The following is a 21464-nucleotide window of genomic DNA, read 5'->3' as shown; positions in this document are numbered from 1 at the left end:
TGCGGCCTTGACGGATCCGCGAGCGATCGCGGATCGTCTGCGCATGCTCGAACTGCCCATCGTCGTGGTCCCGGTCGGCGTCGACGACGACGCGCTGGACGCCTGCCTGGCCGCGCTGGACGCGTGCACGCCGCCGGGCACGCGCGTCTGGCTGGCCGACGACGCCCAGGCCGGGCCGCGCGGCTACGCCATCGTCGAACGCTGGATGGCGCGCACGCCGCTGAAGGCCGACTACACGCGCCGGCAGCGGCCGATCGGCGAGGCCGCGCACCTGGGCGAGGCGCTGGCGGTGTGCGGCGACGCCGACGTGGCGGTGCTGGCGCCGGACGCGATTCCCGCGCCGGGCTGGCTCAGCCGGCTCGCGGCCTGCCTGAGCAGCGACGGCGCCATCGCCACCGCGACGCCCTGGAGCAACGCCGGCGAAGCCGCGTCCTGGCCGCGCATCGGCGAGATCGAAGCGGTGCCGGGCGATCTGGAGCGGCTGTCGCGCGCGGCCGCCGGCATGCCGGCGCTGTACCCCGAACTGCCCGCGGCGGTCGGCCACGCGGTGCTGTTGCGCGGCAGTGCGCGCAAGCGCGCCGGCGGCCTCGACGGCGCCAGCTACGGCTCCTGGTACGCGGCCCTGACCGACCTGTCGCTGCGCCTGTCCGGCCTGGGCTGGCGCAATGCGCTGTGCGATACCGCCTTCGTCGCCCGCCGCGGCGAAGGCGGACCTTGCGACGGCGATATGGACCATCTCGCGGTGCGCTGGCCGGACTGGCACGCGCGCCTGGCGGGTTTTTTGATGAGCGACCCGCTACGCGGTTCGCGCGAACGATTGGCCGCGCTGCTGGACGGCGTCGACCCCCCGGATCCGCAACGTGACTTCTTTACCTGATATTTCCGGCAACGACGCAGCGGCCGACGCGAACGACGGCATCGCCGCGATCGTGGTCAGCTACCAGAGTGCGGCCACCATCGACGACTGCCTGACGCGTCTGCGCGCGGCCCAAGGCGTGAGCGCGATCCGCGTGGTCGACAACCATTCCAGCGACGGCACGCTCGACATCGTCCAGCGCCATGCGGCCGGCGACGCGCGCGTGCGCTTCATCGACAACCCGGACAACCCGGGCTTCGGCGTCGGCTGCAATCAGGGCGTCGACGATCTGGGCGCGGTGCCCGCGCGCTGGCTGGCATTCGTGAATCCCGACTGCCTGCTCGAAGCCGACGCGCTGGCGCGCCTGCGCGCGCTGGCCGCGCCGCTGGGCGACGCGCTGTTGGGCGCCGACCTGGTCGACGAGGACGGCGTGCGCGACGGCGCCGCGCGCCGCAACGACCCCGACTTCGCCGGCATGCTGGCCGGCGCTCTGCGACGCGCGCCGACCGCGGCGCTCAATCTCGCGCCCGACGACGCTCGCGCGCTGCAGCCGGTGCAGGCGGTGTCCGGCGCCTTGATGCTGATGCCGCGCGCCTTGTTCGCGCGCATCGGCGGTTTCGATCCGGGCTATCGCCTGCACGCCGAAGACCTGGACCTGTGCCGGCGCGCGCGCGAGGCCGGCGCCACGGTCGCGGTCGCCAACCAGGTGCGCGTGCTGCACGTGCGCGGGGTGTCCAGCCGCTCGCGACCGTTGTTCGTGGAGTGGCATAAGCACCGCGGGCTGTGGCGCTATTTCCGCAAGTTCGAATACGCGCGCCGCGGGCCGCTGACACGTGCCGGCGTGTTCGCGGCGATCTGGCTGCGGTTTCCGATCGCGGCTTTGCGGGCTTGGTTGCGGTGAGCGGAGCAAAAGCAAATCCCCCCCTAGCCCCCCTTTTTCAAAGGGGGGAATCAAAAGCGGGGCGTGTTTCAAAGGGGCAAGAGCAGGACGTGGCCGTTGGTAGCCCCTCCTTTGAAGCGCTGTTGCTGTTCCCCCCTTTGAAAAAGGGGGGGTAGGGGGATTTGCTCTCGCCCTCAAATCTCCATCAAATCCCGCCCCACGATCAGCTCGCCCTTGAAATGCGGCGACACCGCCTCGCGCCACACCGCATCGGTCAGCGAGGCGTCGCCGCCGGGTACGAAGTGGTTGAGCACCAGCGTCTTCACTCCGGCCTCGCTGGCCAGGCGTCCGACCTGTTCGGTGGTGGTGTGGCTGTCTAGCAGGTGCTGGCGCAGGCGCGCGGCCTGCGCTTCGCTGGCGATCAGGCGTTCCAAGGCCGGCAGATACATCACCTCGTGCACCAGCACGTCGGCGCCGCGCGCCAGTTCGACCAGGGCGGGCGAGGGGCGGGTGTCGCCCGAGAACACGATGGAGCGGTCCGGTCCGTCGAAGCGGTAGGCGAACGCGGGTGCGACCGGCGGATGCTCGACCAGGGCGGCGGTCACCTTGACGCGCTCGTCCTGCATCACCACGCCGCCGCGCTTGAGCTCGTGCGCACGAATCATCGGCGCCAGCGGCGCGCGGCCCTCGTCGGCGATGCGGGTGCGGATATCGGCATCGTTCATGGCCAAGAACTGCCGCGTCATGCGCTTGAGCGGCGGCGGTCCCCATGTGTCGACCGGATGGCGCAGGTCGGCGGCCCAGGCCAGCCACAGCAGGTTGCCGTAGTCGGCGTTGTGGTCGGAATGATGATGGGTGATGAAGACGTCGGCGATGGCGCCCAGCGACAGACCGGCTAGCGCCAGCTGCCGCGCCACGCCGTTGCCGCAGTCGACCACGTAGACCGCGCCGTCGATCACCACCGCGCTGGCCGGCGCGGCGCGCAAGGCCTTGGGCGTGGGACCGCCCGCGGTGCCCAGCAGGACCAGCCGTGTGCGTTTGCGCGCGATCGCGCTGGCGAGCGTGGGCAGTGCGGGAGCGGCGCCTGCCGCGAGCGCGAACGGAGTGGCCGCGAGCAGGCGGCGACGGCGTGGATCGGCGGGAGTGTCCATGCCGCCAGCCTAACGCGAACGCGGCGCCGCGCTCATAAGGAAATGCGATGCCGCGAACACCGCTAATCGCCGCCTGCAGACGCGGGCAGCCGGTCGCGTGCCGTCGGCTCGCTCGGGGCAGGCGTGCCGACCCTCAGCGGTAGCGGTTGATCTCGTCGCGCAGCGACTTCGCCGCGTGCGCCGAGGCCTCGGCGTAGTCGGCGCCGTTGGACGCGTACAGGATCGCGCGCGAGGAGCTCACCATCAGGCCGGTGCCATCGGCGGTCTTGGCGTTGCTCACCACCGCTTCGACATCGCCGCCCTGGGCGCCGACGCCGGGCACCAGGAACGGCACCGCGCCGACGATCGCGCGCACTTCGCGCAGCTGTTCCGGCCAGGTCGCGCCGACTACCAGCGCGCAATTGCCGTGCACGTTCCAGTCCTGCGCGACCTTCTGCGCGAGATGCTGGTACAGCGGACGGCCGTCGACCATCAGATCTTGCAGATCGCCGGCGCCGGGATTGGAGGTGCGGCACAGCACGATCACGCCGCGATCGGCGCGGTCCAGGAACGGCTGCACCGAATCGCGGCCCAGATAGGGATTGGCGGTGACCGCATCGGCGGCGTAGCGGTCGAAGGCCTCGGCGGCGTAGTGCTGGGCGGTGCTGCCGATATCGCCGCGCTTGCTGTCCAGGATCACCGGGATCCCCGGGTGCTGCGCGTGGATGTGGGCGATCAAACGCGCCAGCGCGTCCTCGGCGCCCAGCGCGGCGAAGTGCGCGATCTGCGGCTTGAATGCGCAGGCGTACTCGGCCGTGGCGTCGGCGATGTCGCGGCAGAAGGCGAACACGGCGTCGGGCTCGGCGGCGAACTGCGCCGGGAACTTGGCCGGTTCCGGATCGAGGCCGACGCAGACCAAGGTGTCGGCCGATTGCCAGCGGGTGCGCAGTGCGTCGATGAAGCTCATGGGGCGCGGGCCTTGTGGGTTGTGCCTGGCTTGCTTGTGGTTTCTGCTTCGGGTTTGCTCGTCATTCCCGCGAAAGCGGGAATCCAGCTTTTGCCCTTCGCTCGTCATTCCCGCGAAGGCGGGAATCCAGCTTTTGTTTTCTTGCTCGTCGTTTCCCGCGAAGGCAAGAACTTAGCCTTTGCTTTTTTGCTCGTCATTCCCGCGAAGGCGGGAATCCAGAGTCGCGTCGTAACCTTCCCCGGCCATCGGGTCTCTCCCGATGGGTGCTGGGTGCCGCGGCTAGCAGGAAGCGGTGTCGCGACTCTGGATTCCCGCTTTCGCGGGGATGACGCATCGGCAAAGTCGGCCGCGCATTGCGCGGCCGGGCCGATGCGTCACTTCAACGCCTTGAACCGCAAACGATGCGGACCTGCGTTATCGCCCATGCGGCGCTTCTTGTCTTCCTCGTACTCGCGGTAGTTGCCCTGGAAGAACTCGACGTGCGAGTCGCCTTCGAAGGCCAGGATGTGGGTCGCGATGCGGTCCAGGAACCAGCGGTCGTGCGAGATCACGAAGGTGTTGCCCGGGAACTCGAGCAGGGCATCCTCGAGCGCGCGCAGGGTTTCGATATCCAGGTCGTTGGACGGTTCGTCGAGCAGCAGCACGTTGCCGCCCTGCAGCAGGGTCTTGGCCATGTGCAGACGGCCGCGTTCGCCGCCCGACAGCGAGCCGACCATCTTCTGCTGGTCCTGGCCCTTGAAGTTGAAGCGGCCGATGTAGGCGCGCGACTGGATCTCGATGCCGTTGATGTTGAGGATGTCCAGGCCGCCGGAGACTTCCTGGAACACGTTGTGGTTGCCGGTCAGCGCTTCGCGGCTCTGGTCGACGTAGGCCAGCTTGACGGTCGGGCCGGTCTCGATGGTGCCCGAGTCCGGCAGTTCCTTGCCGATGATCATCTTGAACAGCGTCGACTTGCCGGCGCCGTTGGGGCCGATGATGCCGACGATCGCGCCCGGCGGTACGGCGAAGCTCAGGTCTTCGATCAGCAAGCGGTCGCCGAACTTCTTGGTGACGTTCTTGAACTCGATGACCTTGTTGCCCAGGCGCTCGCCCGGCGGAATGAAGATTTCATTCGTTTCCTGGCGCTTCTGGTAGTCGACCGACTGCAGTTCCTCGATGCGCGCCAGACGCGCCTTGCCCTTGCTGCGGCCGCCCTTGGCGTTGCTGCGCGCCCACTCGAGTTCCTTCTGGATCGCCTTCTGGCGCGACTTTTCCTGGTTCTCTTCCTGCTTCAGGCGCTCGTCCTTCTGCACCAGCCAGTCGGTGTAGTTGCCCTTCCACGGAATGCCGCGGCCGCGGTCGAGTTCGAGGATCCACTCGGCGGCGTTGTCGAGGAAGTAGCGGTCGTGGGTGACGGCCACCACGGTGCCGGTGTAGCGGGCCAGGAACTGCTCCAGCCATTCGACCGATTCGGCGTCGAGGTGGTTGGTGGGTTCGTCGAGCAGCAGCATGTCGGGCTTTTGCAGCAGCAGCTGGCACAGCGCGACGCGGCGCTTCTCGCCGCCGGACAGGTTGCCGACGACGGCGTCCCACGGCGGCAGGCGCAGCGCATCGGCGGCGACTTCGAGCTGGTTTTCCAGGGTGTGCGCGTCGCCGGCGGCGAGGATCGATTCAAGACGCTGCTGTTCGGCGGCCAGCTTGTCGAAGTCGGCGCCTTCCTCGGCGTAGGCGGCGTAGACCGCATCCAGCGCGGCCTGGGCGTTGATGATTTCGCCCAGGCCCACTTCCACCGCCTGACGCACGGTATGGGCCGGATCCAGCTGCGGCTCCTGGGCCAGGTAACCGACCTTGATGCCGGTGGCCGGACGCGCTTCGCCGGTGAAGTCCTGGTCGACGCCGGCCATGATCTTCAGCACCGTCGACTTGCCCGCGCCGTTGAGGCCGAGCAGGCCGATCTTGGCGCCCGGGAAGAACGACAACGAGATGTCCTTGATGATCTGGCGCTTCGGCGGCACGACCTTGCTGACGCCGTTCATGGTGTAGATGTATTGCATGCGGACTCCGAAGCGTGGACGCGCCGAGCCGGGCCGGGGATGGCCGTCGGGGCGGGGCGGGAATCCCCAATTATCCCGCAGCGCAGGGCGGGGTGCCAGCGCGGGGCCGGCGGGCGGCTGAACCGGGGGGTGAAACGCCCGAAATGCTCTGCTTCCGACTTGGCGGGAGCGGGATTGGCTGGATTCGCGGTGTTTAGGCCGTCATCCCCGCGAAAGCGGGGATCCAGTGCCTTCAGCGCCATGCGGCCACGGCAAGGCCGGCGCGAATGCGCGAGCCAATGGCTTCAGCGCCATGCTTCGACGAGGCCCACGTCGGTGCAGCCCTGGGTTCCCGCCTTCGCGGGAACGACGATCGGGGGGATTCGCGATGTCAGGCCCGAACGAAGGTCGCGTAGCTCCGCAGGCCCGCCCTACAGCCAGATCACGAACGCGATCGCCGCCACCACCAGCGCGTACTTGAGCGCGTAATACAGCGTCTTGTTGCGCTCGCGCAGGCCCTTGGCCTTCAGGCGCAGGGCGTAGAAGTACTTGAACAACCGGTTGATGCCGCCGGTCTTGTCGCCTTCCATGTTCGGCGAGGCGCCGGCGGCGATGAAGTGCTTGGCCACGAAGCGGTTGATGCCGCGCGCCCAAGCGAAGCGCATCGGCCGCTCGATGTCGCAGAACAGGATGATGCGGTTGGCCTGCGAGGCGTTCTGGGCCCAGTGGATATAGGTCTCGTCGAACATGGTCCACTCGCCGTCGCGCCAGCTGTAGCGCTGGCCGTCGACGTCGATGAAGCAGGCGTCGTCGTTGGGCGTGTCCAGGCCCAGGTGCAGGCGCAAGGAGCCGGCGAAGGGGTCGCGGTGCGGGCGCAACTCGCCGCCCGGCGGCAGCTCGGCGAACATCGCCGCCTTCACCGCCGGGATCTGCCGCAGCAGCTGCGTGGTGCGCGGGCACAGCTCGGCCGCCGAGGGGTGGGCCTCGTCGTACCACTTCAGGTAGAAGCGCTTCCAGCCGCGGCGGAAGAACGAGTTGAAGCCGACGTCGTTGTAGCCGTCGGCGGCCTTGATGTGCTGCAGTTCGCGCAGGTGCAGGGCTTCCTCGCGGATCTCGCGCCAGCGCGCGCGCAGCGGTTCGAGCTCGGGGAAGTGGCGGTCGGGCTCGATGAAGGGGCTGGTCGGCACCCGCGAGCAGGCGTACATCAGCACGTTGATCGGGGCCATGAAGGTCGAATGGTCCAGCAATTGCCGTCCCAGACGGTGGCGTACCTTGCCGCGCAGGTGCACGTACACGGCGCTGGCCAGGAACAGGAAGACGAAGACCCATTTCACGGTCGGGACATCCAGTAAAGCGGTGGGGAAGGGGGTGGGGCGCCGATCCTGCGCCTCCTTGGTGCCACAAGGGGCCGCGGGCCCGTCCTTGGCGGTTGGCCGCCATACGCCCCTAGGCTAACATTTCGAGTCTTCCGTCTAGCCTGCTCGAAGGTTAACGCCGGCTCAGGCCCGACGCGACGCTCCCCCCTCCCCCCACGTCCGTTTTTCCCTCCGAGGCCGCGAATGTTCCCCAGCCAGACCCGTATTGCCGGATTCGACGACGAGCTTGCCCAGGCCATCGCGGCCGAGGCGCGCCGCCAGGAAGACCACGTCGAACTGATCGCCTCGGAGAATTACGCCAGCCCGCGCGTGCTGGAGGCCCAGGGCAGCGTGCTGACCAACAAGTACGCCGAAGGCTACCCGGGCAAGCGCTACTACGGCGGCTGCGAGTACGTCGACATCGCCGAGCAGCTGGCGATCGATCGCGTGAAGGAACTGTTCGGCGCGGACTACGCCAACGTGCAGCCGCATTCGGGCTCGCAGGCCAACCAGGCGGTGTACTTCGCCCTGCTCAACCCGGGCGACACCATCCTGGGCATGAGCCTGGCCCACGGCGGCCACCTCACCCACGGCGCCAAGGTCAACGCCAGCGGCAAGCTGTTCAACGCCGTGCAGTACGGCGTCAACGATCAGGGCCTGATCGATTACGACGAAGTCGAGCGCCTGGCGCTGGAGCACAAGCCGAAGATGGTCGTCGCCGGCTTCTCGGCGTATTCGCAGGTGATCGACTGGGCGCGCTTCCGCGCGATCGCCGACAAGATCGGCGCCTACCTGTTCGTCGACATGGCCCACGTCGCCGGCCTGATCGCCGCCGGCGTCTACCCCAGCCCGGTGCCGCACGCGCACGTGGTCACCTCGACCACCCACAAGACCCTGCGCGGCCCGCGCGGCGGCATCATCGTCGCCAAGGACGCCTCCGAGGACCTGGTCAAGAAGCTGCAGAGCATCGTCTTCCCGGGCATCCAGGGCGGTCCGCTGATGCACGTGATCGCGGCCAAGGCGGTGGCGTTCAAGGAAGCGCTGGAGCCGGAATTCAAGGATTACCAGGCCCAGGTCGTGAAGAACGCCCAGGCCATGGCCAAGACCATCATCGCGCGCGGCTATAAGATCGTCTCCGGCGGCACCCAGAACCACCTGATGCTGGTCGACATGATCGGCAAGGGCATCACCGGCAAGGCCGCCGAGGAAGCGCTGGGCAAGGCCCACATCACCGTCAACAAGAACGCGGTGCCGAACGACCCGCAGAAGCCGTTCGTGACCTCGGGCCTGCGCATCGGCACCCCGGCCGTCACCACCCGCGGCTACAAGGAAGCCGACTGCGTGGCGCTGGCCGAGTGGATCTGCGACGTGCTCGACCACCCGAACGACGACCAGGTCATCGCCGGCGTGCGCGAAAACGTGACCAAGCAGTGCGCGCAATTCCCGGTGTATGGCTAAAACCTTGCTGCGGCTGACGGCCGCCGGCTGGCTTGCATGCCTGGGCATGCAAGCCGCCGCGGCGCCGCCGGCGGTCGAGTACAAGACGCTGACGCCGGCCGAGGCCGCCACGGCGGTCGTGGTCGACGTACCGCCGCCGCCGAAGCCGGCGGTGGATTTCAGCCAGAACATCGGCATGACCGAGACCTACTACATCCCGACCTGCCAGGTGTACATGCCTGGCGGGCAGTACCGCGCCAGCTGGCGCGAGATCTCGGACTTCCATGCCCGCAACCAGGTGCCGTGGTTGTCGGAGCAGGATCGCGGCCACGCGCCGGATCCCTATTCGCTGCCCGGCAGCCGCGCGCCGGAGCCGAACAACCGGCCCAAGGCGGTCTATCCCGCCGCCGCGGGCGACAAGGTCGGCGAGGTCGTGGTGAAGGTCATCGTCGACGCCCAGGGCCGCACCCGCGACGCGATGGTGATCTGCAGCAACGACACGGTGTTCGACGGGCCCGCGCTGGCGTTCGCCAAGCAGGTGACCTTCCAGCCGGCGCTGCGCGATGGCCGGCCGGTCGCGGACTATGGCAATGTGAGCCTGCGCTTCTATCCGGACGGGCCGCAGTACGGGTTCCGGCGCCACAAATGACCGGCTCCGGACGCCGCGGTTTCCCATTCCCGTACCGACCCACGGTGGCTTGATGCATTGCCCCTTCTGCCAGCACCAGGACACCCGCGTGATCGATTCGCGCGTGTCCGACGACGGCGCCACCATCCGCCGCCGCCGCGTCTGCGAGGCCTGCGGGGAGCGCTTCAGCACGCTCGAGACCATCGAGCTCAAGCTGCCGATGATCATCAAGGGCGACGGCCGCCGCGAAGCCTTCGACGCGCGCAAGCTGCGCGTGGGTTTCGACCGCGCGCTGCAGAAGCGGCCGGTGGCCGAGGAACAGATCGAAGCCGCGGTGCGCGCGGTGGTGCACCAGCTGCGCATGACCGCCGAGCGCGAACTGCCGTCGCGCCGGGTCGGCGAGTTCGTGATGGCCGAGCTGCGCAAGCTCGACCATGTCGCGTACGTGCGCTTCGCCTCGGTCTACCGCTCGTTCGAGGACGTGGCCGATTTCCGCGAGGAGCTCGACCGCCTCGAACGCGACATCCCCGGCGACGGACAGCTGCCGCTGCTGGGCGAAGAGCCCATGCCCGAAAAGTCGCGCAAGCGCTGACGGAGAACCCGCGATGGAGACTCCGCGTAGGTTTCGCTTCGTGCGTGAAGAATTGCGCCGCGGCCTCACCGGCTTTACGCGCTGGGGAGCGATCGTATTCGCCTTGATCGCGTTGCCGCTGGGCATGGTGGGCGCATTGAAAGAACCGGTGGTGTTGGTGGCGGTGTTGGGCCTGGCGGCCGCGCTGGTGCTGATGGCCATGCACGAGCGCAAGGTCGAGGCCAAGTACTGGGCCATGCACGAGACGGCTGGCATGTGGTTCGACGGCGGCAAGCTGTACTGGGCCGATGCACGTCATGAAGTCCATGATCGGCTCGATGGGTTCGTCCGCGTGCGCATCTACACTTCGCGCGGCCGGGTGCACCGGCTGGTCGGCGAGCACCGCGATGGCATCGATCGCGAGTACCTCGCCCTGGACGACATGGACGCGTTCCTCGCCGAGTTCCGCCGTCACGCGCCGCACGCCAGCTTCGATCCCGCCGACGATCGTCGGCGGTGACATTCACCGTCTGCGCGCCTGGCGCGAATGGGAACGGACACTGAGCGCGACGGCGAGTATCGGCCGCCGCTACGCGACGAAAGGAGATCGCGCATGTTGAACGCATATGCATCCGGACTGCTGGCGCTGGCGCTATCGCTGCCGGGGTCGGCGCAGGCCGCCGATGCGGTCGAGGACCGTCAGCGCGCGGCGCTGGCCGGGCATTACACGCTGCAAGGCGCGGGCGACGCCGCTTCGGAACTGCTGCTCAAGCCGGACGGGCGTTTCGAGTTCACCCTCAGCTACGCCTTGGCGGTCGAAACCGCCAGCGGGCGCTGGGACGTGGCCGCCGACAGTGTGGTGCTGAGGACGCAGTCGGCTGGCGCCACACCCGTGTTCTCGCTGGATCGGTCGTTGCCGTGGAATGCCGATGCGCAAAAGCGTCTGCTGGAATTCGCGCAGGAGCGGCGCGAGACCACGATCGAACAGGCCTGCGGATTCGTGAAGACCTACCGCGACGGCCTGGCTTCGGGCGAGTTGGCCGCGATCGCCGATCTGACCGGCCCGATCGATCCGGCGCGCCGCCGCGAGGCCGAAGCCTCACTGGCGCCGGCGCTGGCGGCGCTGGAGCAATCGCGGCTGGCGCTGGAAACGGCGGCCGCCACGGCGATCGAGGCCAGGGTCCGGCATCCCGAGCCCTGCTGGCCACCGGTTGCTTCGGCAGCCGATGCGGCGGCCGCTGCCGCCGCTGCCGCGATGGCCGCCGCGAATGGAGCACAACCGCCGCCTGATGAGGCGGCCCCCGCCAACGAGATGGAGGCCGCCGAACGCGCCGCGCAGACCTATCTGCAACAACTGCGGCAGGTCTGGCGCCTGCATGCGACCGCCGAGCGGCCCACGCCCGACTTGCGTCCGGCGAAGTTCGATGCCGAACGTTGCGCGCCGGCATCGGAGGTAGGTAAGGGCGGCTACGCCGTGGTCGTCGGCGATCCGAAATCGGGTGCTCGCGCGCAGGGGATCGGCGTCGAGTTCGCCTATTCCGACGGACGCAGCGAGCATACCGAAACCGGTCCCAGCGGCTGGGCCTTGGCCGTGCAACGCGAGGGCGCGCGCTTGAAGCATGTGGTTCTTCGGCCCGCCGACCTTCCGCCGCAGACGGTGGCGCTGGACGAAGGCCGGGGCCGTATTTTCGCGATCACCCTGGACAGCGCCGCGGCGCGGCCGGTGCCGTTCGACTGGATCATTCTGAGCCAGGAAGACGGCGCGTTGATCATGCCCAATGTGCGCGGCCGCTATGTACGCGACTGAGGTCGCGCAGGTGCCTTCGATGCGCGAAGGATTCCGCGACTCACCGCATGTGTCGGCCACGAACAACCGTGGTGCGGTCACGGGCAGCGGGCGCCTGCGCGCGCTGTGCCTGCTCGCGCTGAGCGGGTGCGCGGCGATGATGTCGCCTGCGGCCGTCGCGATTTGCGCCCCCGCCGACGTGGCGACAGCAGGGCGTTATGCCGCGACCGGGGCGCAGGCGATGGCGAGCCTGCAATTAAATGCCGACGGCAGCTTCCGCATCCGCGATGTACCGATGGCGGGCGTGGAGGCGAGCGGCTGCTGGCAGCGCAGCCAGACCACCGTCGCGTTGATGGAGGGCGCGATCGGCGGCGGCGACGGCATTGTGCGTACCTTGCCCGCGCCCTTGACCGAAACCGATCTGGGCGCGGTGCGCGGCGACGGCATCGAGACCTTGCAGCAGGCGGTGGACGCGGGCCTGCTGCCGCTGGACCGCTGGTGGGCGAACCGGCCGCGTCGTGCCGGCGACAGCGTGTGGGTGAAGGTGTACGAGCCGCGCTACGGTCTGGCGGTGGGCGATGCCAAGGCCTTGCTGCGTTTGGCCGACGGCCGCGTGATCGAGCAATCCTCGCAGTCGGGTAGCGACGGCGATTTCGAGTTCGCCGGCTTGCCCGCCGACGCCGTGGTGAAGGCCATCGGCGTGCGTTTTCCGCAGCAGCCCGATCGGCCGCGCTGGCTCGACGTGGACGATGCGACCAAGCTGCTATACCTGATCGAGTTCGACCCTCATGCCATCGGCGCGGCCGAGGGCGGCATGATGACCTTGACGGTGCAGGCCGACCGCAGCCTGATCTCCGATTTCCCCGACGCCACTCATTTCAAACCCGTGCCATGACGACCGAGTTCAGCACCACCGACCACGCCCACATGGCCCGCGCGCTGCGCCTGGCCGAGCTGGGCGCCTACACCACCAAGCCCAACCCCATGGTCGGATGCGTGATCGCGCACGGCGACGAAGCGGTGGGCGAGGGCTGGCATCAGCGCGCCGGCGAGCCGCATGCGGAAGTGCATGCCTTGAACGCCGCCGGCGAACGCGCGCGCGGCGCGACCGCCTACGTGACGCTGGAGCCCTGCGCGCACACCGGCCGCACCGGCCCCTGCAGCCAGGCGCTGATCGCGGCGGGCGTGACCCGCGTGGTTGCGGCGATGCGCGATCCGTTCCCTCAGGTCGACGGCGCCGGTTTCGCGCAGTTGCAGGCGGCCGGCGTCGCCGTGTCCAGCGGCCTGATGGAGGCGCAGGCGCGCACGCTCAACCGCGGGTTCCTGTCGCGTATCGAACGTGGCCGGCCGTGGCTGCGGGTCAAGCTGGCGACCAGCATCGACGGCCGCAGCGCGCTGGCCAGCGGCGAGTCCAAGTGGATCAGCGGCGAGGCCTCGCGCCTGGACGTGCAGCGCTGGCGCGCGCGCGCCGGCGCCATCGTCACCGGCGCCGGCACCGTGCTGGCCGACGATCCCTCGCTGACGGTGCGCCTGGGCGACGACACCGCCTTCGTCGCGCCCCTGCGCGTGGTGCTGGACCCGGGCCTGGCCACGGTCGCGCGCGGACGCGTGCGCGAGGGCGATGCGCCCACGCTGTACCTGCACGCGCCCGACGCCAAACCGCCGCGCGAGCTCAGCGCCCAGCATGCAGCGGTGGCGGTGCGCGAGGGCCGCTTCGATCTGCCGGCGGTGTTGAAGCTGCTGGCCGACCGCGGCGTCAACGAAATCCAGCTGGAAGCCGGCGCCACCTTGGCCGGTGCGTTCCTGGCCGAAGGCCTGGTCGACGAGGTACTGCTGTACGTCGCGCCGGTGTTGTTGGGCGCGAACGCGCGGCCCTTGTTCGACGGCCTGCAGATCGAAGCGATGACGCAGAAGCTGCGCCTGAATATCGTCGAGTCGCGTCGCATCGGCGACGACGTGCGCCTGCTGCTGCGGCCCGACGCGACGGCGTGAAGCGATGGCTTGAGGAGACGGGATGAGCGACACGCCGTTCAAAGACCATTTCTCCGCGGTCGCCGGCACCTACGCGGCAGCGCGGCCCGAGTACCCCGATGCGCTGTTCGATGCGCTCGCCGCGGTCGCGCCGCCGACCTCGCGGGTGTGGGAGCCGGGTTGCGGCAGCGGCCAGGCCACGCGCGGGCTCGCCGCGCGTTTCGCCTGGGTCCACGCCAGCGATCCCAGCGCGCAGCAGATCGCCGAGCATTGGGCGCAGGCGCAAGACCCGCGCGTCGAGCTGGCGGTAGAACCTGGCGAGCGCTGCGCGCTGGCCGACGCCAGCGTGCAATTGGTCGCCGTCGCGCAGGCCTTGCACTGGTTCGACCGCGCGGCGTTCTTCGCCGAATGCGAGCGCGTGCTAGCGCCGGGCGGCGTGCTCGCGGCCTGGGGTTATCAGGACTTCCTGGCCCCGGAGGGCATGCTGGAGCCGGTGGCCGCGTTCCGGGCCCAGATCGAGGCCTATTGGCCGCCGGAACGGGCTCAGATCGACGCTGCCTACGCCGGTTACGCCTGGCCGTTTCCGGCCCTGCCGGCGCCGACGCTGTGGCTGGAGGCCGAATGGAGCCTGCCGCGGTTCCTGGGTTATCTGGCCAGCATGTCGGCGACCGCGCGCTGCCGCGCCGCGACCGGCGACGACCCGGTCGCGCGGCATGCCCCGGCGCTGGCCGCGGCCTGGGGCGAGGCGGGGGACCTGCGGACGATCCAGTGGCCGCTGTTTTTGCATTTGCGGCGTAGGGCCTAAGAGCAAATCCCCCTCAATCCCCCTTTTTCAAAGGGGGAAGACCAGCTGGGCTCGTGTAGCGACGAAGGCGACGGTTGGGTTCCCCCCTTTGAATAAGGGGGGCTAGGGGGGATTTGCTCCAGTCGACGTCGTACTCCACCCACAAAGCAAATCCCCCTCAATCCCCCTTTTCCAAAGGGGGAAGACCAGCGGGGCGTGCGTAGCGACGACGGGTTGCGTACGGGCTTCCCCTTCTTTATCGGGGAGTGGTGCAGGTTTGCTGCACCCGGCAGAACACTCCATCCGCCCCGGCCGCCCCCACCCCGGTGCTAAAATCCCCGCGCCGGCTCGCCGGTATTACTACGTAACGTCTTCAGGGCGGGGCGAAACTCCCCACCGGCGGTAGGCGCAGTTCCTGCGCGAGCCCGCGAGCGCCTCCGGCCACCGGAGGGTCAGCAGACCCGGTCCAATGCCGGGGCCGACGGTCACAGTCCGGATGAAAGAAGACGGCTTTCGCATGGCGCGCGTCGCCGTGCGCCTGCCTCGTGCCTTGAGGCGTTTTTCGCTCACCATCATGCGGGAAACGTTTCATGTTCAAGTTCCACCTACGCCATTGCGCGCTCGCCGCCGGGGAGTTGCGCTGATGTTCACCGGCATCATCGAAGGCGTCGGCACGCTCGCCGATCGCCAGGACCTGGGCGGCGACGTGCGTCTGCGCGTGGGCACCGGCAGCCTCGACTTCACCGATCCCAAGTTGGGCGAAAGCATCGCGGTCAACGGCGTATGCCTGACCGTAATCGCGTTCGGCGCCGACTGGTTCGACGCCGACGCCTCCACCGAAACCCTGGCCCTGACCACGTTGGGCGGGCTCAAGGACGGCGCGCTGCTCAACCTGGAACGCGCGATGCGCCCCAGCGACCGTCTCGGCGGGCACCTGGTCAGCGGCCACGTCGACGGCGTCGGCCGCGTGCTGGACGTGCGCGAGGACGCGCGCGCGCAGCGCTGGCGCTTCGCCGCGCCGGCCGCGCTGACCCGCTACATCGCCAAGAAGGGTTCGATCTGCGTCGACGGCGTCAGCCTGACCGTCAACGAATCCGATGCGCAGGGGTTCGAGGTCGCATTGATCCCGCACACCGTCGCCCACACCGCGTTCGCCCAGACGTCCGTCGGCGATGCGGTCAACCTCGAAATCGACCTGGTCGCCCGCTACGTGGAGCGCCTGCTCGGTCACGCGCAGGAGACCGGCGCATGAGCTTCGCCAGCATTCCCGAGCTGTTGGAAGAGATCCGCAACGGCCGCATGGTGGTCATCGTCGACGACGAGGACCGCGAGAACGAAGGCGACCTGATCATGGCCGCAGAGTTGGTGCGGCCGTCGGACATCAACTTCATGGTCACCCACGCGCGCGGCCTGGTCTGCCTGTCGCTGATGCGCGAGCGCTGCCTGCAGCTGGGCCTGGGGCCGATGGTCCGCGACAACACGTCCTCGCACCACACCAACTTCACCGTCAGCATCGAGGCCGCCGAGGGCGTCACCACCGGCATCTCCGCCTACGACCGCGCGCATACCGTGCGCACCGCCGTGCGTCCGGACGCCAAGCCGGCCGATCTGGCCCAGCCCGGCCACATCTTCCCGCTGATGTCGCAGCCCGGCGGCGTGCTCAACCGCGCCGGCCACACCGAAGCCGCCAGCGACCTGGCCATGCTCGCCGGCCTGGAGCCGGCCGGCGTGCTGGTGGAGATCCTCAACCCCGACGGCAGCATGGCGCGGCGTCCGCAGTTGGAGGCGTTCGCGGCCGAGCACGGGCTCAAGATCGGTTCGATCGAGGAACTGATCCGCTACCGCCTGGCCACCGAGCACACGGTGGAGCGCGTGGACGAGCGCGAGATCGAGACCGAATACGGCCCATTCCGCCTGCTCAGCTACCGCGACCGCCTCAGCCACGCCCTGCATTTCGCGCTGCTGCGCGGCCAGGCCGATGCGCAGGTGCCGACGCTGGTGCGCGTGCACGTGCAGAACCCGCTGGCCGACGCCCTGCATTGGCGGCGCGCCGATTTCGGTCCGGCGGTCGGCGACGTGCTGGCGGCGATCGCGCGCGAGGAACGCGGCGCGCTGGTGTTGCTGGGCGATGCGGCCGGCGCCGACGCCCTGCTGGCGCGGGTGCGCGAACAGCCGGCGGTGCACGAGGCCGATCCGGCCCAGGGCCACACGCTGGCCGAGTGGCGCCGCAACGGCGCCGGCGGCCAGATCCTGGCCGATCTCGGCCTGGGCCGCCTGCGCGTGCTGGGCACGCCGCGGCGTCAGGTCGGTCTGGCCGGCTTCGGGCTGGAAGTCGTCGAGTACGTCGATCCGGCCGCGCTGGGCTGAGCCCGGCGCCGGTGCGGAAGCGGCCGCCTCGGTCGCTTCCGCGCGCTGATGCGGCGCGATGGGCCCGATTTCGTCGGCAAGGCCGCCCCAGCCGCTAAACTACCCCTTTCGTCCCGACGGTCCCCCCATGCCCCATTACGAAGGCGATCTGCGCAGCCCCGAGGGCGCGCGCTATGCCGTCATCGCCAGCCGCTGGAACCCGCGCATCACCGATACGCTGGTCGCTGGCGCGCGCCGCACCTTCGCCGAGCACGGCGTGGCCGAGGACGCGATCGACGTGATCCGCGTGCCCGGCGCCTGGGAGCTGCCGGTGGTCGCCGCGCGCCTGGCCCGCGGCGGCGCGCACGCCGCGGTGGTCGCGCTGGGCTGCGTGGTGCGCGGCGATACCCGCCACTACGAGCAGGTCGCCGACGGCTGTTCCGATGGCCTGATGCGGGTCTCGCTGGACTACGGCCTGCCGATCGCCAACGGCGTGCTGGCAGTGGAACGCCACGAGGACGCCGAGGCGCGCGCCGGCGGCAGTCACGGCAACAAGGGCGAGGAATGCGCCCTGGCCGCATTGGAAATGGCGCACCTGCTCGCGCAGGCGCCGTTCGCACACGCAACGCAGGAGTCCACGCGATGAACCGCCGCCGCCACGATGGCATCGACCCCGTCGCCCGTTCGCGCGCCCGCCGCCGCGCTCTGCAGGCTGTGTACGCCTGGCAGCTGTCGGGTGCGCGCGTCGAGGACGTGATCGCGCAGTTCGCGCATGAGCAGGCGCACGAAGTCGCCGACTTGATGTATTTCGAGGACCTGGTGCGCGGCGTCGACAAGTACCAGGAAGAACTCGACGTCGCCCTGGCGCCGTTCCTGGACCGCGACATCGAGCAGGTCGATCCGATCGAGCGCGCGGTGCTGCGCATCGCCGCCTACGAGCTGCGCCGCCGTCCCGACGTGCCCTACCGCGTGGTCCTCAACGAGGCCATCGAAACGGTGAAGCGCTTCGGCGCCGAGCACGGCCACACCTACGTCAACGGCGTGCTCGACCACGCCGCCGCCGACTGGCGTCCGGTGGAAGTGCAGGCCCCGCGCGCCAAGTAAGGCGCGCGGCACGGCAACCGCCGCGATGGCCGAATTCGACCTGATCGCGCGCATCCGCCAACGCGTCGCCCAACGCGACGACGTGGTGCTGGGCATCGGCGACGACGCCGCGCTGCTGCGCGTGCCGGCCGGCCGCGAGTTGGTGGTGGCGATGGACACGCTCAATGCGGGCGTGCATTTCCCCAACGAGACCTCGCCGGCCGACATCGGCTGGAAGGCGTTGGCGGTGAACCTGTCCGACCTGGCCGCGATGGCCGCCGAACCGGCCTGGTGCACCTTGTCGCTGTCCCTGCCGCAGGCCGACGCCGATTGGCTGGACGCGTTTCTCGACGGGTTTCTCGGCCTGGCCGCGCTGCATGGCGTGGCCTTGGTCGGCGGCGACACCACGCGCGGGCCTTTATCGGTCTGCGTGACCGTGCACGGCTTCGTAGCGCCCGGCCAGGCGCGGCGCCGCGATGCCGCGCGCGTCGGCGACACGGTCTGGGTCAGCGGTACCTTGGGCGATGCCGCGGGCGGCTTGGCGCAGTGGCGCGAGGGCCAGGCCGCGGATCTCTACTTGCGCGAGCGCCTGGATCGGCCGATGCCACGTCTGGCGCTGCGGCCGGCGCTGCGGCATGCGCATGCCTGCATCGACGTGTCCGACGGCTTGCTGGCCGATCTGGGTCACGTGTGCGCGGCCAGCGGCGTCGGCGTGCAGCTCGACATCGATGCGCTGCCGGCGTCCGTGGCGCTGCGCGCGAACTTCGACGCCGACGCGCGCCGTCGCCTGCAGGCGACGGGCGGCGACGATTACGAACTGTGTTTCACCGCGCCGGCCTCCGCGCGCGAGGCCATCGAGCGCGAGGCCGCGATCGCGGGCGTCGCGGCGACGGCGATCGGTCGCGTGGTGGCGGGCGAGGGCGTGCAGGCGTTGGGCGCGGATGGCTCGCCTTGGGTGGCCGAGCGCAAGGGGTACGACCACTTCGGCGTGTAGGGCTGGCGGTGTGGCGTCGCGGTCGGACGTTTCGTGGCGATGCGGTTCGCCTGCGGCTCACCGCATCCTACTGAGCTGTGGTGGGCGCGACGCCTTGGAGATTCGGGCTCGCTGGAGGTGCTTGGTTACTCAGCCAAGAGCAAATCCCCCTTGGTCCCCCTTTTTCAAAGGGGGAAGACAAGCGGGTTGCCCTTCTACGGGGCAGAGCCGCGCATAACCTTTCTGCAGAAAGTGGAAGCGCGGGTGCTCCGCTGAAGAAACGGCGTCGCCACTGTGCCCCGCTTTTGAGTTCCCCCCTTTGAAAACGGGGGGTTAGGGGGGATTTGCTTTTGCTGCTTTACCCGGCGCGTCCAACTCCGGCAGCAACTTGCCCGGATTCAGAATCCCGTCCGGGTCGAACACCATTTTGAGCTGCCGCATCAGCGTCAGCGTAGGCGCGTCGATCGCCTGCGGCATGAAGTCGCGCTTGGCCAGGCCGATGCCGTGCTCGCCCGACAACGTGCCGCCCAGCGCCAGCGCCAGTGCGAACACGCGCGCCATCGCCGCGTTCGCGCGCGTGCTTTGATCCGCATCGGCGGGGTCGTAGAGCAGGTTGACGTGCAGGTTGCCGTTGCCGGCGTGGCCGAAACAAACAATGGGCAGCGCGAACTCGCGCGCCAGCGCCTGTACGCCGTCCACCAGCTCCGGTATGCGCGACACCGGCACCACCACGTCCTCGTTGATCTTGCCGGGAGCGAGGGTGCGCAACGCCGGCGACAGCGCCTTGCGCGCGGCCCACAGCGTTTCGCGCGCGGCCTCGTCGGCGGCATCGTCCAGCGCCAGCACGCCATCGCTGTCGGCCGCTCGCTTCAGCGCCGCGATGGCCTGCGGAAGCGTGTCCGCGTCGCCATCGGCTTCGATCATCAGCAGCGCGCCGGCATCCGCCGGCAGGTCGGCGCCGCCGACCTCGCGCGCCAGCCGCAGCGCCTGCGTGTCCATGAACTCCAGCATCGACGGCGTGATCGGCTGCGCCATCAGGCGCGCGACCGCCTGCGCGGCGGACGAAACGTCGCGATAGATCGCGCGCAAGGCGCGCCGCTGCGGCGCCGCGGGCGTGAGCCGCAGACTGGCTTCGACGATCAGCGCCAAGGTGCCTTCGCTGCCGACCAGCAGGCGATGCAGGTCGTAGCCGGTCGAGCCCTTGGTGGTCGCGGTGCCGCAGACGATCAGCTCGCCGGCGCCGGTGACGGCGGTGATCGCCAGCACGTTGTCGCGACTGGCGCCGTACTTGACCGCGCGCGGGCCGCCGGCGTTGCAGGCCAGGTTGCCGCCGACGGTGCTGAACGCCGCGCTGGTGGGGTCCGGCGGCCAGAACAGGCCGTGCGGCTTGAGCGCGGACTGCAGGTCGCCGTTGAGCACGCCCGGCTCGACCACCGCGCAGCGGTCGCCGGGGCGGATGGCGAGGATGCGGTTCATGCGCTCGAACGAGACCACCACACCCGCGTGCACCGGCACCGAGGCGCCGGTGGTGTTGGTGCCGCGTCCGCGCGCGACCACCGGCACGCGGTGCGCGCGGCAGGCGCGCACCAGCGCCTGCACCTGCTCGCGCGTGCGCGGCAGAGCGACCGCGTCGGGCAGCGATTCGCGACGCGAATTGTCGTAGGCGTAGGCCAGGCGTTCGCCGGGATCGGTGAGCCAGCCGTCGCCGAGCAGTTCGGCCAAGCTGCGCGACAGCTCCGCCGGCAGCACGTTCATGCCGCCTCTTTGCGCGAGCGCGCGAGCCAGGCCAGCGGCGCGGCCAGCAGCAGGGTCGGCAGCCATACCCATTGCAGTTCCGACCACAGCACCTTCAGGCCGCGCAGACTGAAGAAGCCGGCGCCGATCGGCGAAACCTCGATCGGCCGCCACGGCGCGAACAGGCGCGCGTCCGACCACGGCCACCACAGGGCCACGCCCAGGCCGCCGTCGGTCAGCGCATCCAGTAAAGGATGCGAGGCCACGCACAGCGCCAGCCATACGGCGGCCCACAGCGGCGGCGCGCGCAACCAGCGGCTGGCGAGCGCGCCCAGGGCGCCGACCGCAGCGGCGAAGGCGAAGGAATGGCTGGCGCCACGATGGCCGAAATCGTCGGCGTAGGCGATGCCGAGCTTGAACGCGACCACGTCGGCGTCGGGCAGCATGGCCGCGAGCGCGCCGGCGATCAGCAGACGGCGGTCGACGCGGCGCGGGCCCAGCGCCCAGCCCAACGCCAGCGGCACCACGGCATGGCTGATCACGGTCGGCATGGCGGTTTCAGATCTCGTCGGCGCGGAAGGCGTCGCGCAGCCAGTGCAGGCGCGGCGCGGTGGGATCGCCGTCGGCTTCGACCACGTCGAAGCGGCACGGCGCGTTGCGGTATTGGCGGTGCGCGGCCAGGAACGCCTGCGCCGCGTGCACCAGGCGCCGACGCTTGCCGGCATCGATCGAAGCCGCGCCGCCGCCGAACGCCGCGCTGCGCCGGTAGCGCACTTCGACGAAGACCACGCAGGCTTCGCGCGCGTTCGGGTCCAGCATCACCAGATCGAGTTCGCCGAAACGGAAGCTGGCGTTGGCGGCGATGTCGCGCAGGCCCTGCGCCAGCAGGTGTTCGCGCGCCGCCGCCTCGACCGCGGCGCCGCGGCTGCGTCGGTCGGTCGGCGCGGACAT

The 21464-nt window shown here is 69.8% G+C and carries 22 protein-coding genes and 1 riboswitch; of the genes, 15 read left to right on the top strand and 7 right to left on the bottom strand.

The features are described from left to right. Positions 1-43: 43 nt before the first annotated feature. Together LVB77_RS18490 and LVB77_RS18485 are read left to right on the top strand one after the other, a co-directional pair. Positions 44-877 carry a glycosyltransferase family 2 protein gene (locus tag LVB77_RS18490; RefSeq protein WP_232907553.1) on the top strand — a complete coding sequence of 278 codons (834 nt, stop codon included), beginning with the start codon at positions 44-46 and terminating at the stop codon, positions 875-877. 40 nt (positions 878-917) lie between these two features. Beyond that, complete coding sequence (locus LVB77_RS18485; RefSeq protein WP_232910359.1) at positions 918-1757, top strand: glycosyltransferase family 2 protein; 840 nt, start codon at positions 918-920, stop codon at positions 1755-1757. 173 nt (positions 1758-1930) lie between these two features. Here LVB77_RS18485 and LVB77_RS18480 read toward each other — a convergent pair whose 3' ends face one another. The 4 genes from LVB77_RS18480 to lpxO form a co-directional block, all read right to left on the bottom strand. Further along, complete coding sequence (locus LVB77_RS18480) at positions 1931-2887, bottom strand: MBL fold metallo-hydrolase (protein WP_232907551.1); 957 nt, start codon at positions 2885-2887, stop codon at positions 1931-1933. A 133-nt stretch (positions 2888-3020) separates the two neighbouring features. Beyond that, entirely contained in the window at positions 3021-3833 is an 813-nt protein-coding gene (pyrF, locus tag LVB77_RS18475) for an orotidine-5'-phosphate decarboxylase (protein WP_232907546.1), read from the bottom strand. A 374-nt stretch (positions 3834-4207) separates the two neighbouring features. After that, entirely contained in the window at positions 4208-5866 is a 1659-nt protein-coding gene (gene ettA / locus LVB77_RS18470; protein ID WP_232907544.1) for an energy-dependent translational throttle protein EttA, read from the bottom strand. A gap of 410 nt (positions 5867-6276) precedes the next feature. Next, positions 6277-7179 carry a lipid A hydroxylase LpxO gene (lpxO, locus tag LVB77_RS18465; protein ID WP_232907543.1) on the bottom strand — a complete coding sequence of 301 codons (903 nt, stop codon included), beginning with the start codon at positions 7177-7179 and terminating at the stop codon, positions 6277-6279. Positions 7180-7404: 225 nt separating this feature from the next. On the opposite strand from lpxO, the gene glyA reads away from it, so the two are divergent. The 13 genes from glyA to thiL all read left to right on the top strand — a co-directional run bounded on the left by glyA (position 7405) and on the right by thiL (position 18800). Next, the gene (glyA, locus tag LVB77_RS18460) at positions 7405-8658 is read left to right on the top strand and encodes a serine hydroxymethyltransferase (protein WP_232907541.1); all 1254 of its coding nucleotides are present in this window, start codon (positions 7405-7407) and stop codon (positions 8656-8658) included. Next, positions 8651-9286 (top strand): TonB family protein, encoded by a 636-nt coding sequence (locus tag LVB77_RS18455; protein ID WP_232907540.1) that lies wholly within the window; start codon positions 8651-8653, stop codon positions 9284-9286. The genes glyA and LVB77_RS18455 overlap by 8 nt, the downstream gene beginning before the upstream one ends. A gap of 52 nt (positions 9287-9338) precedes the next feature. Further along, positions 9339-9857: a transcriptional regulator NrdR gene (nrdR, locus tag LVB77_RS18450; protein WP_232907538.1), complete on the top strand. Its 519-nt coding sequence runs from the start codon at positions 9339-9341 to the stop codon at positions 9855-9857. 13 nt (positions 9858-9870) lie between these two features. After that, positions 9871-10356, top strand: coding sequence for a hypothetical protein (locus LVB77_RS18445; RefSeq protein ID WP_232907537.1), 486 nt, complete (start codon positions 9871-9873; stop codon positions 10354-10356). Between the two features lie 93 nt (positions 10357-10449). Continuing rightward, the gene (locus LVB77_RS18440; RefSeq protein WP_232907536.1) at positions 10450-11643 is read left to right on the top strand and encodes a hypothetical protein; all 1194 of its coding nucleotides are present in this window, start codon (positions 10450-10452) and stop codon (positions 11641-11643) included. Between the two features lie 19 nt (positions 11644-11662). Beyond that, the gene (locus LVB77_RS18435) at positions 11663-12517 is read left to right on the top strand and encodes a hypothetical protein (RefSeq protein ID WP_232907534.1); all 855 of its coding nucleotides are present in this window, start codon (positions 11663-11665) and stop codon (positions 12515-12517) included. Further along, positions 12514-13614 carry a bifunctional diaminohydroxyphosphoribosylaminopyrimidine deaminase/5-amino-6-(5-phosphoribosylamino)uracil reductase RibD gene (gene ribD, locus LVB77_RS18430; protein WP_232907533.1) on the top strand — a complete coding sequence of 367 codons (1101 nt, stop codon included), beginning with the start codon at positions 12514-12516 and terminating at the stop codon, positions 13612-13614. The genes LVB77_RS18435 and ribD overlap by 4 nt, the downstream gene beginning before the upstream one ends. Positions 13615-13636: 22 nt before the next feature. Further along, the gene (locus LVB77_RS18425; RefSeq protein ID WP_232907532.1) at positions 13637-14398 is read left to right on the top strand and encodes a class I SAM-dependent methyltransferase; all 762 of its coding nucleotides are present in this window, start codon (positions 13637-13639) and stop codon (positions 14396-14398) included. 344 nt (positions 14399-14742) lie between these two features. After that, a riboswitch (FMN riboswitch) is annotated at positions 14743-14889 on the top strand. 131 nt (positions 14890-15020) lie between these two features. Next, the gene (locus LVB77_RS18420) at positions 15021-15629 is read left to right on the top strand and encodes a riboflavin synthase (RefSeq protein ID WP_232907531.1); all 609 of its coding nucleotides are present in this window, start codon (positions 15021-15023) and stop codon (positions 15627-15629) included. Then, positions 15626-16744 carry a 3,4-dihydroxy-2-butanone-4-phosphate synthase gene (gene ribB, locus LVB77_RS18415; RefSeq protein ID WP_232907529.1) on the top strand — a complete coding sequence of 373 codons (1119 nt, stop codon included), beginning with the start codon at positions 15626-15628 and terminating at the stop codon, positions 16742-16744. The genes LVB77_RS18420 and ribB overlap by 4 nt, the downstream gene beginning before the upstream one ends. A 127-nt stretch (positions 16745-16871) precedes the next feature. Beyond that, positions 16872-17369: a 6,7-dimethyl-8-ribityllumazine synthase gene (ribH, locus tag LVB77_RS18410; RefSeq protein ID WP_232907528.1), complete on the top strand. Its 498-nt coding sequence runs from the start codon at positions 16872-16874 to the stop codon at positions 17367-17369. Next, positions 17366-17827, top strand: a complete 462-nt coding sequence (gene nusB / locus LVB77_RS18405; RefSeq protein ID WP_232907527.1) for a transcription antitermination factor NusB — start codon at positions 17366-17368, stop codon at positions 17825-17827. The genes ribH and nusB overlap by 4 nt, the downstream gene beginning before the upstream one ends. A 25-nt stretch (positions 17828-17852) precedes the next feature. After that, positions 17853-18800 carry a thiamine-phosphate kinase gene (thiL, locus tag LVB77_RS18400; RefSeq protein ID WP_232907526.1) on the top strand — a complete coding sequence of 316 codons (948 nt, stop codon included), beginning with the start codon at positions 17853-17855 and terminating at the stop codon, positions 18798-18800. Between the two features lie 312 nt (positions 18801-19112). Here the strand turns inward: thiL and LVB77_RS18395 are convergent, their stop codons facing one another. Genes LVB77_RS18395 through LVB77_RS18385 form a run of 3 tightly spaced genes read right to left on the bottom strand, consistent with a single transcriptional unit; the run spans position 19113 to position 21464 of the window. After that, on the bottom strand, positions 19113-20534 hold the full coding sequence (locus LVB77_RS18395; protein WP_232907524.1) for an FAD-linked oxidase C-terminal domain-containing protein: 1422 nt from the start codon (positions 20532-20534) through the stop codon (positions 19113-19115). Further along, positions 20531-21064 (bottom strand): metal-dependent hydrolase, encoded by a 534-nt coding sequence (locus LVB77_RS18390; protein ID WP_232907522.1) that lies wholly within the window; start codon positions 21062-21064, stop codon positions 20531-20533. Before LVB77_RS18390 ends, LVB77_RS18395 begins: the two co-directional genes overlap by 4 nt. A gap of 7 nt (positions 21065-21071) precedes the next feature. Then, positions 21072-21464 carry a YraN family protein gene (locus tag LVB77_RS18385; protein ID WP_232907521.1) on the bottom strand — a complete coding sequence of 131 codons (393 nt, stop codon included), beginning with the start codon at positions 21462-21464 and terminating at the stop codon, positions 21072-21074.

The organism is Lysobacter sp. 5GHs7-4 (genome assembly GCF_021284765.1).
Taxonomy (GTDB): Bacteria; Pseudomonadota; Gammaproteobacteria; order Xanthomonadales; family Xanthomonadaceae; genus Lysobacter.
The sequence above is the reverse complement of the archived record's forward strand: the minus strand, read 5'-3'. Positions and strand labels throughout refer to the sequence as shown.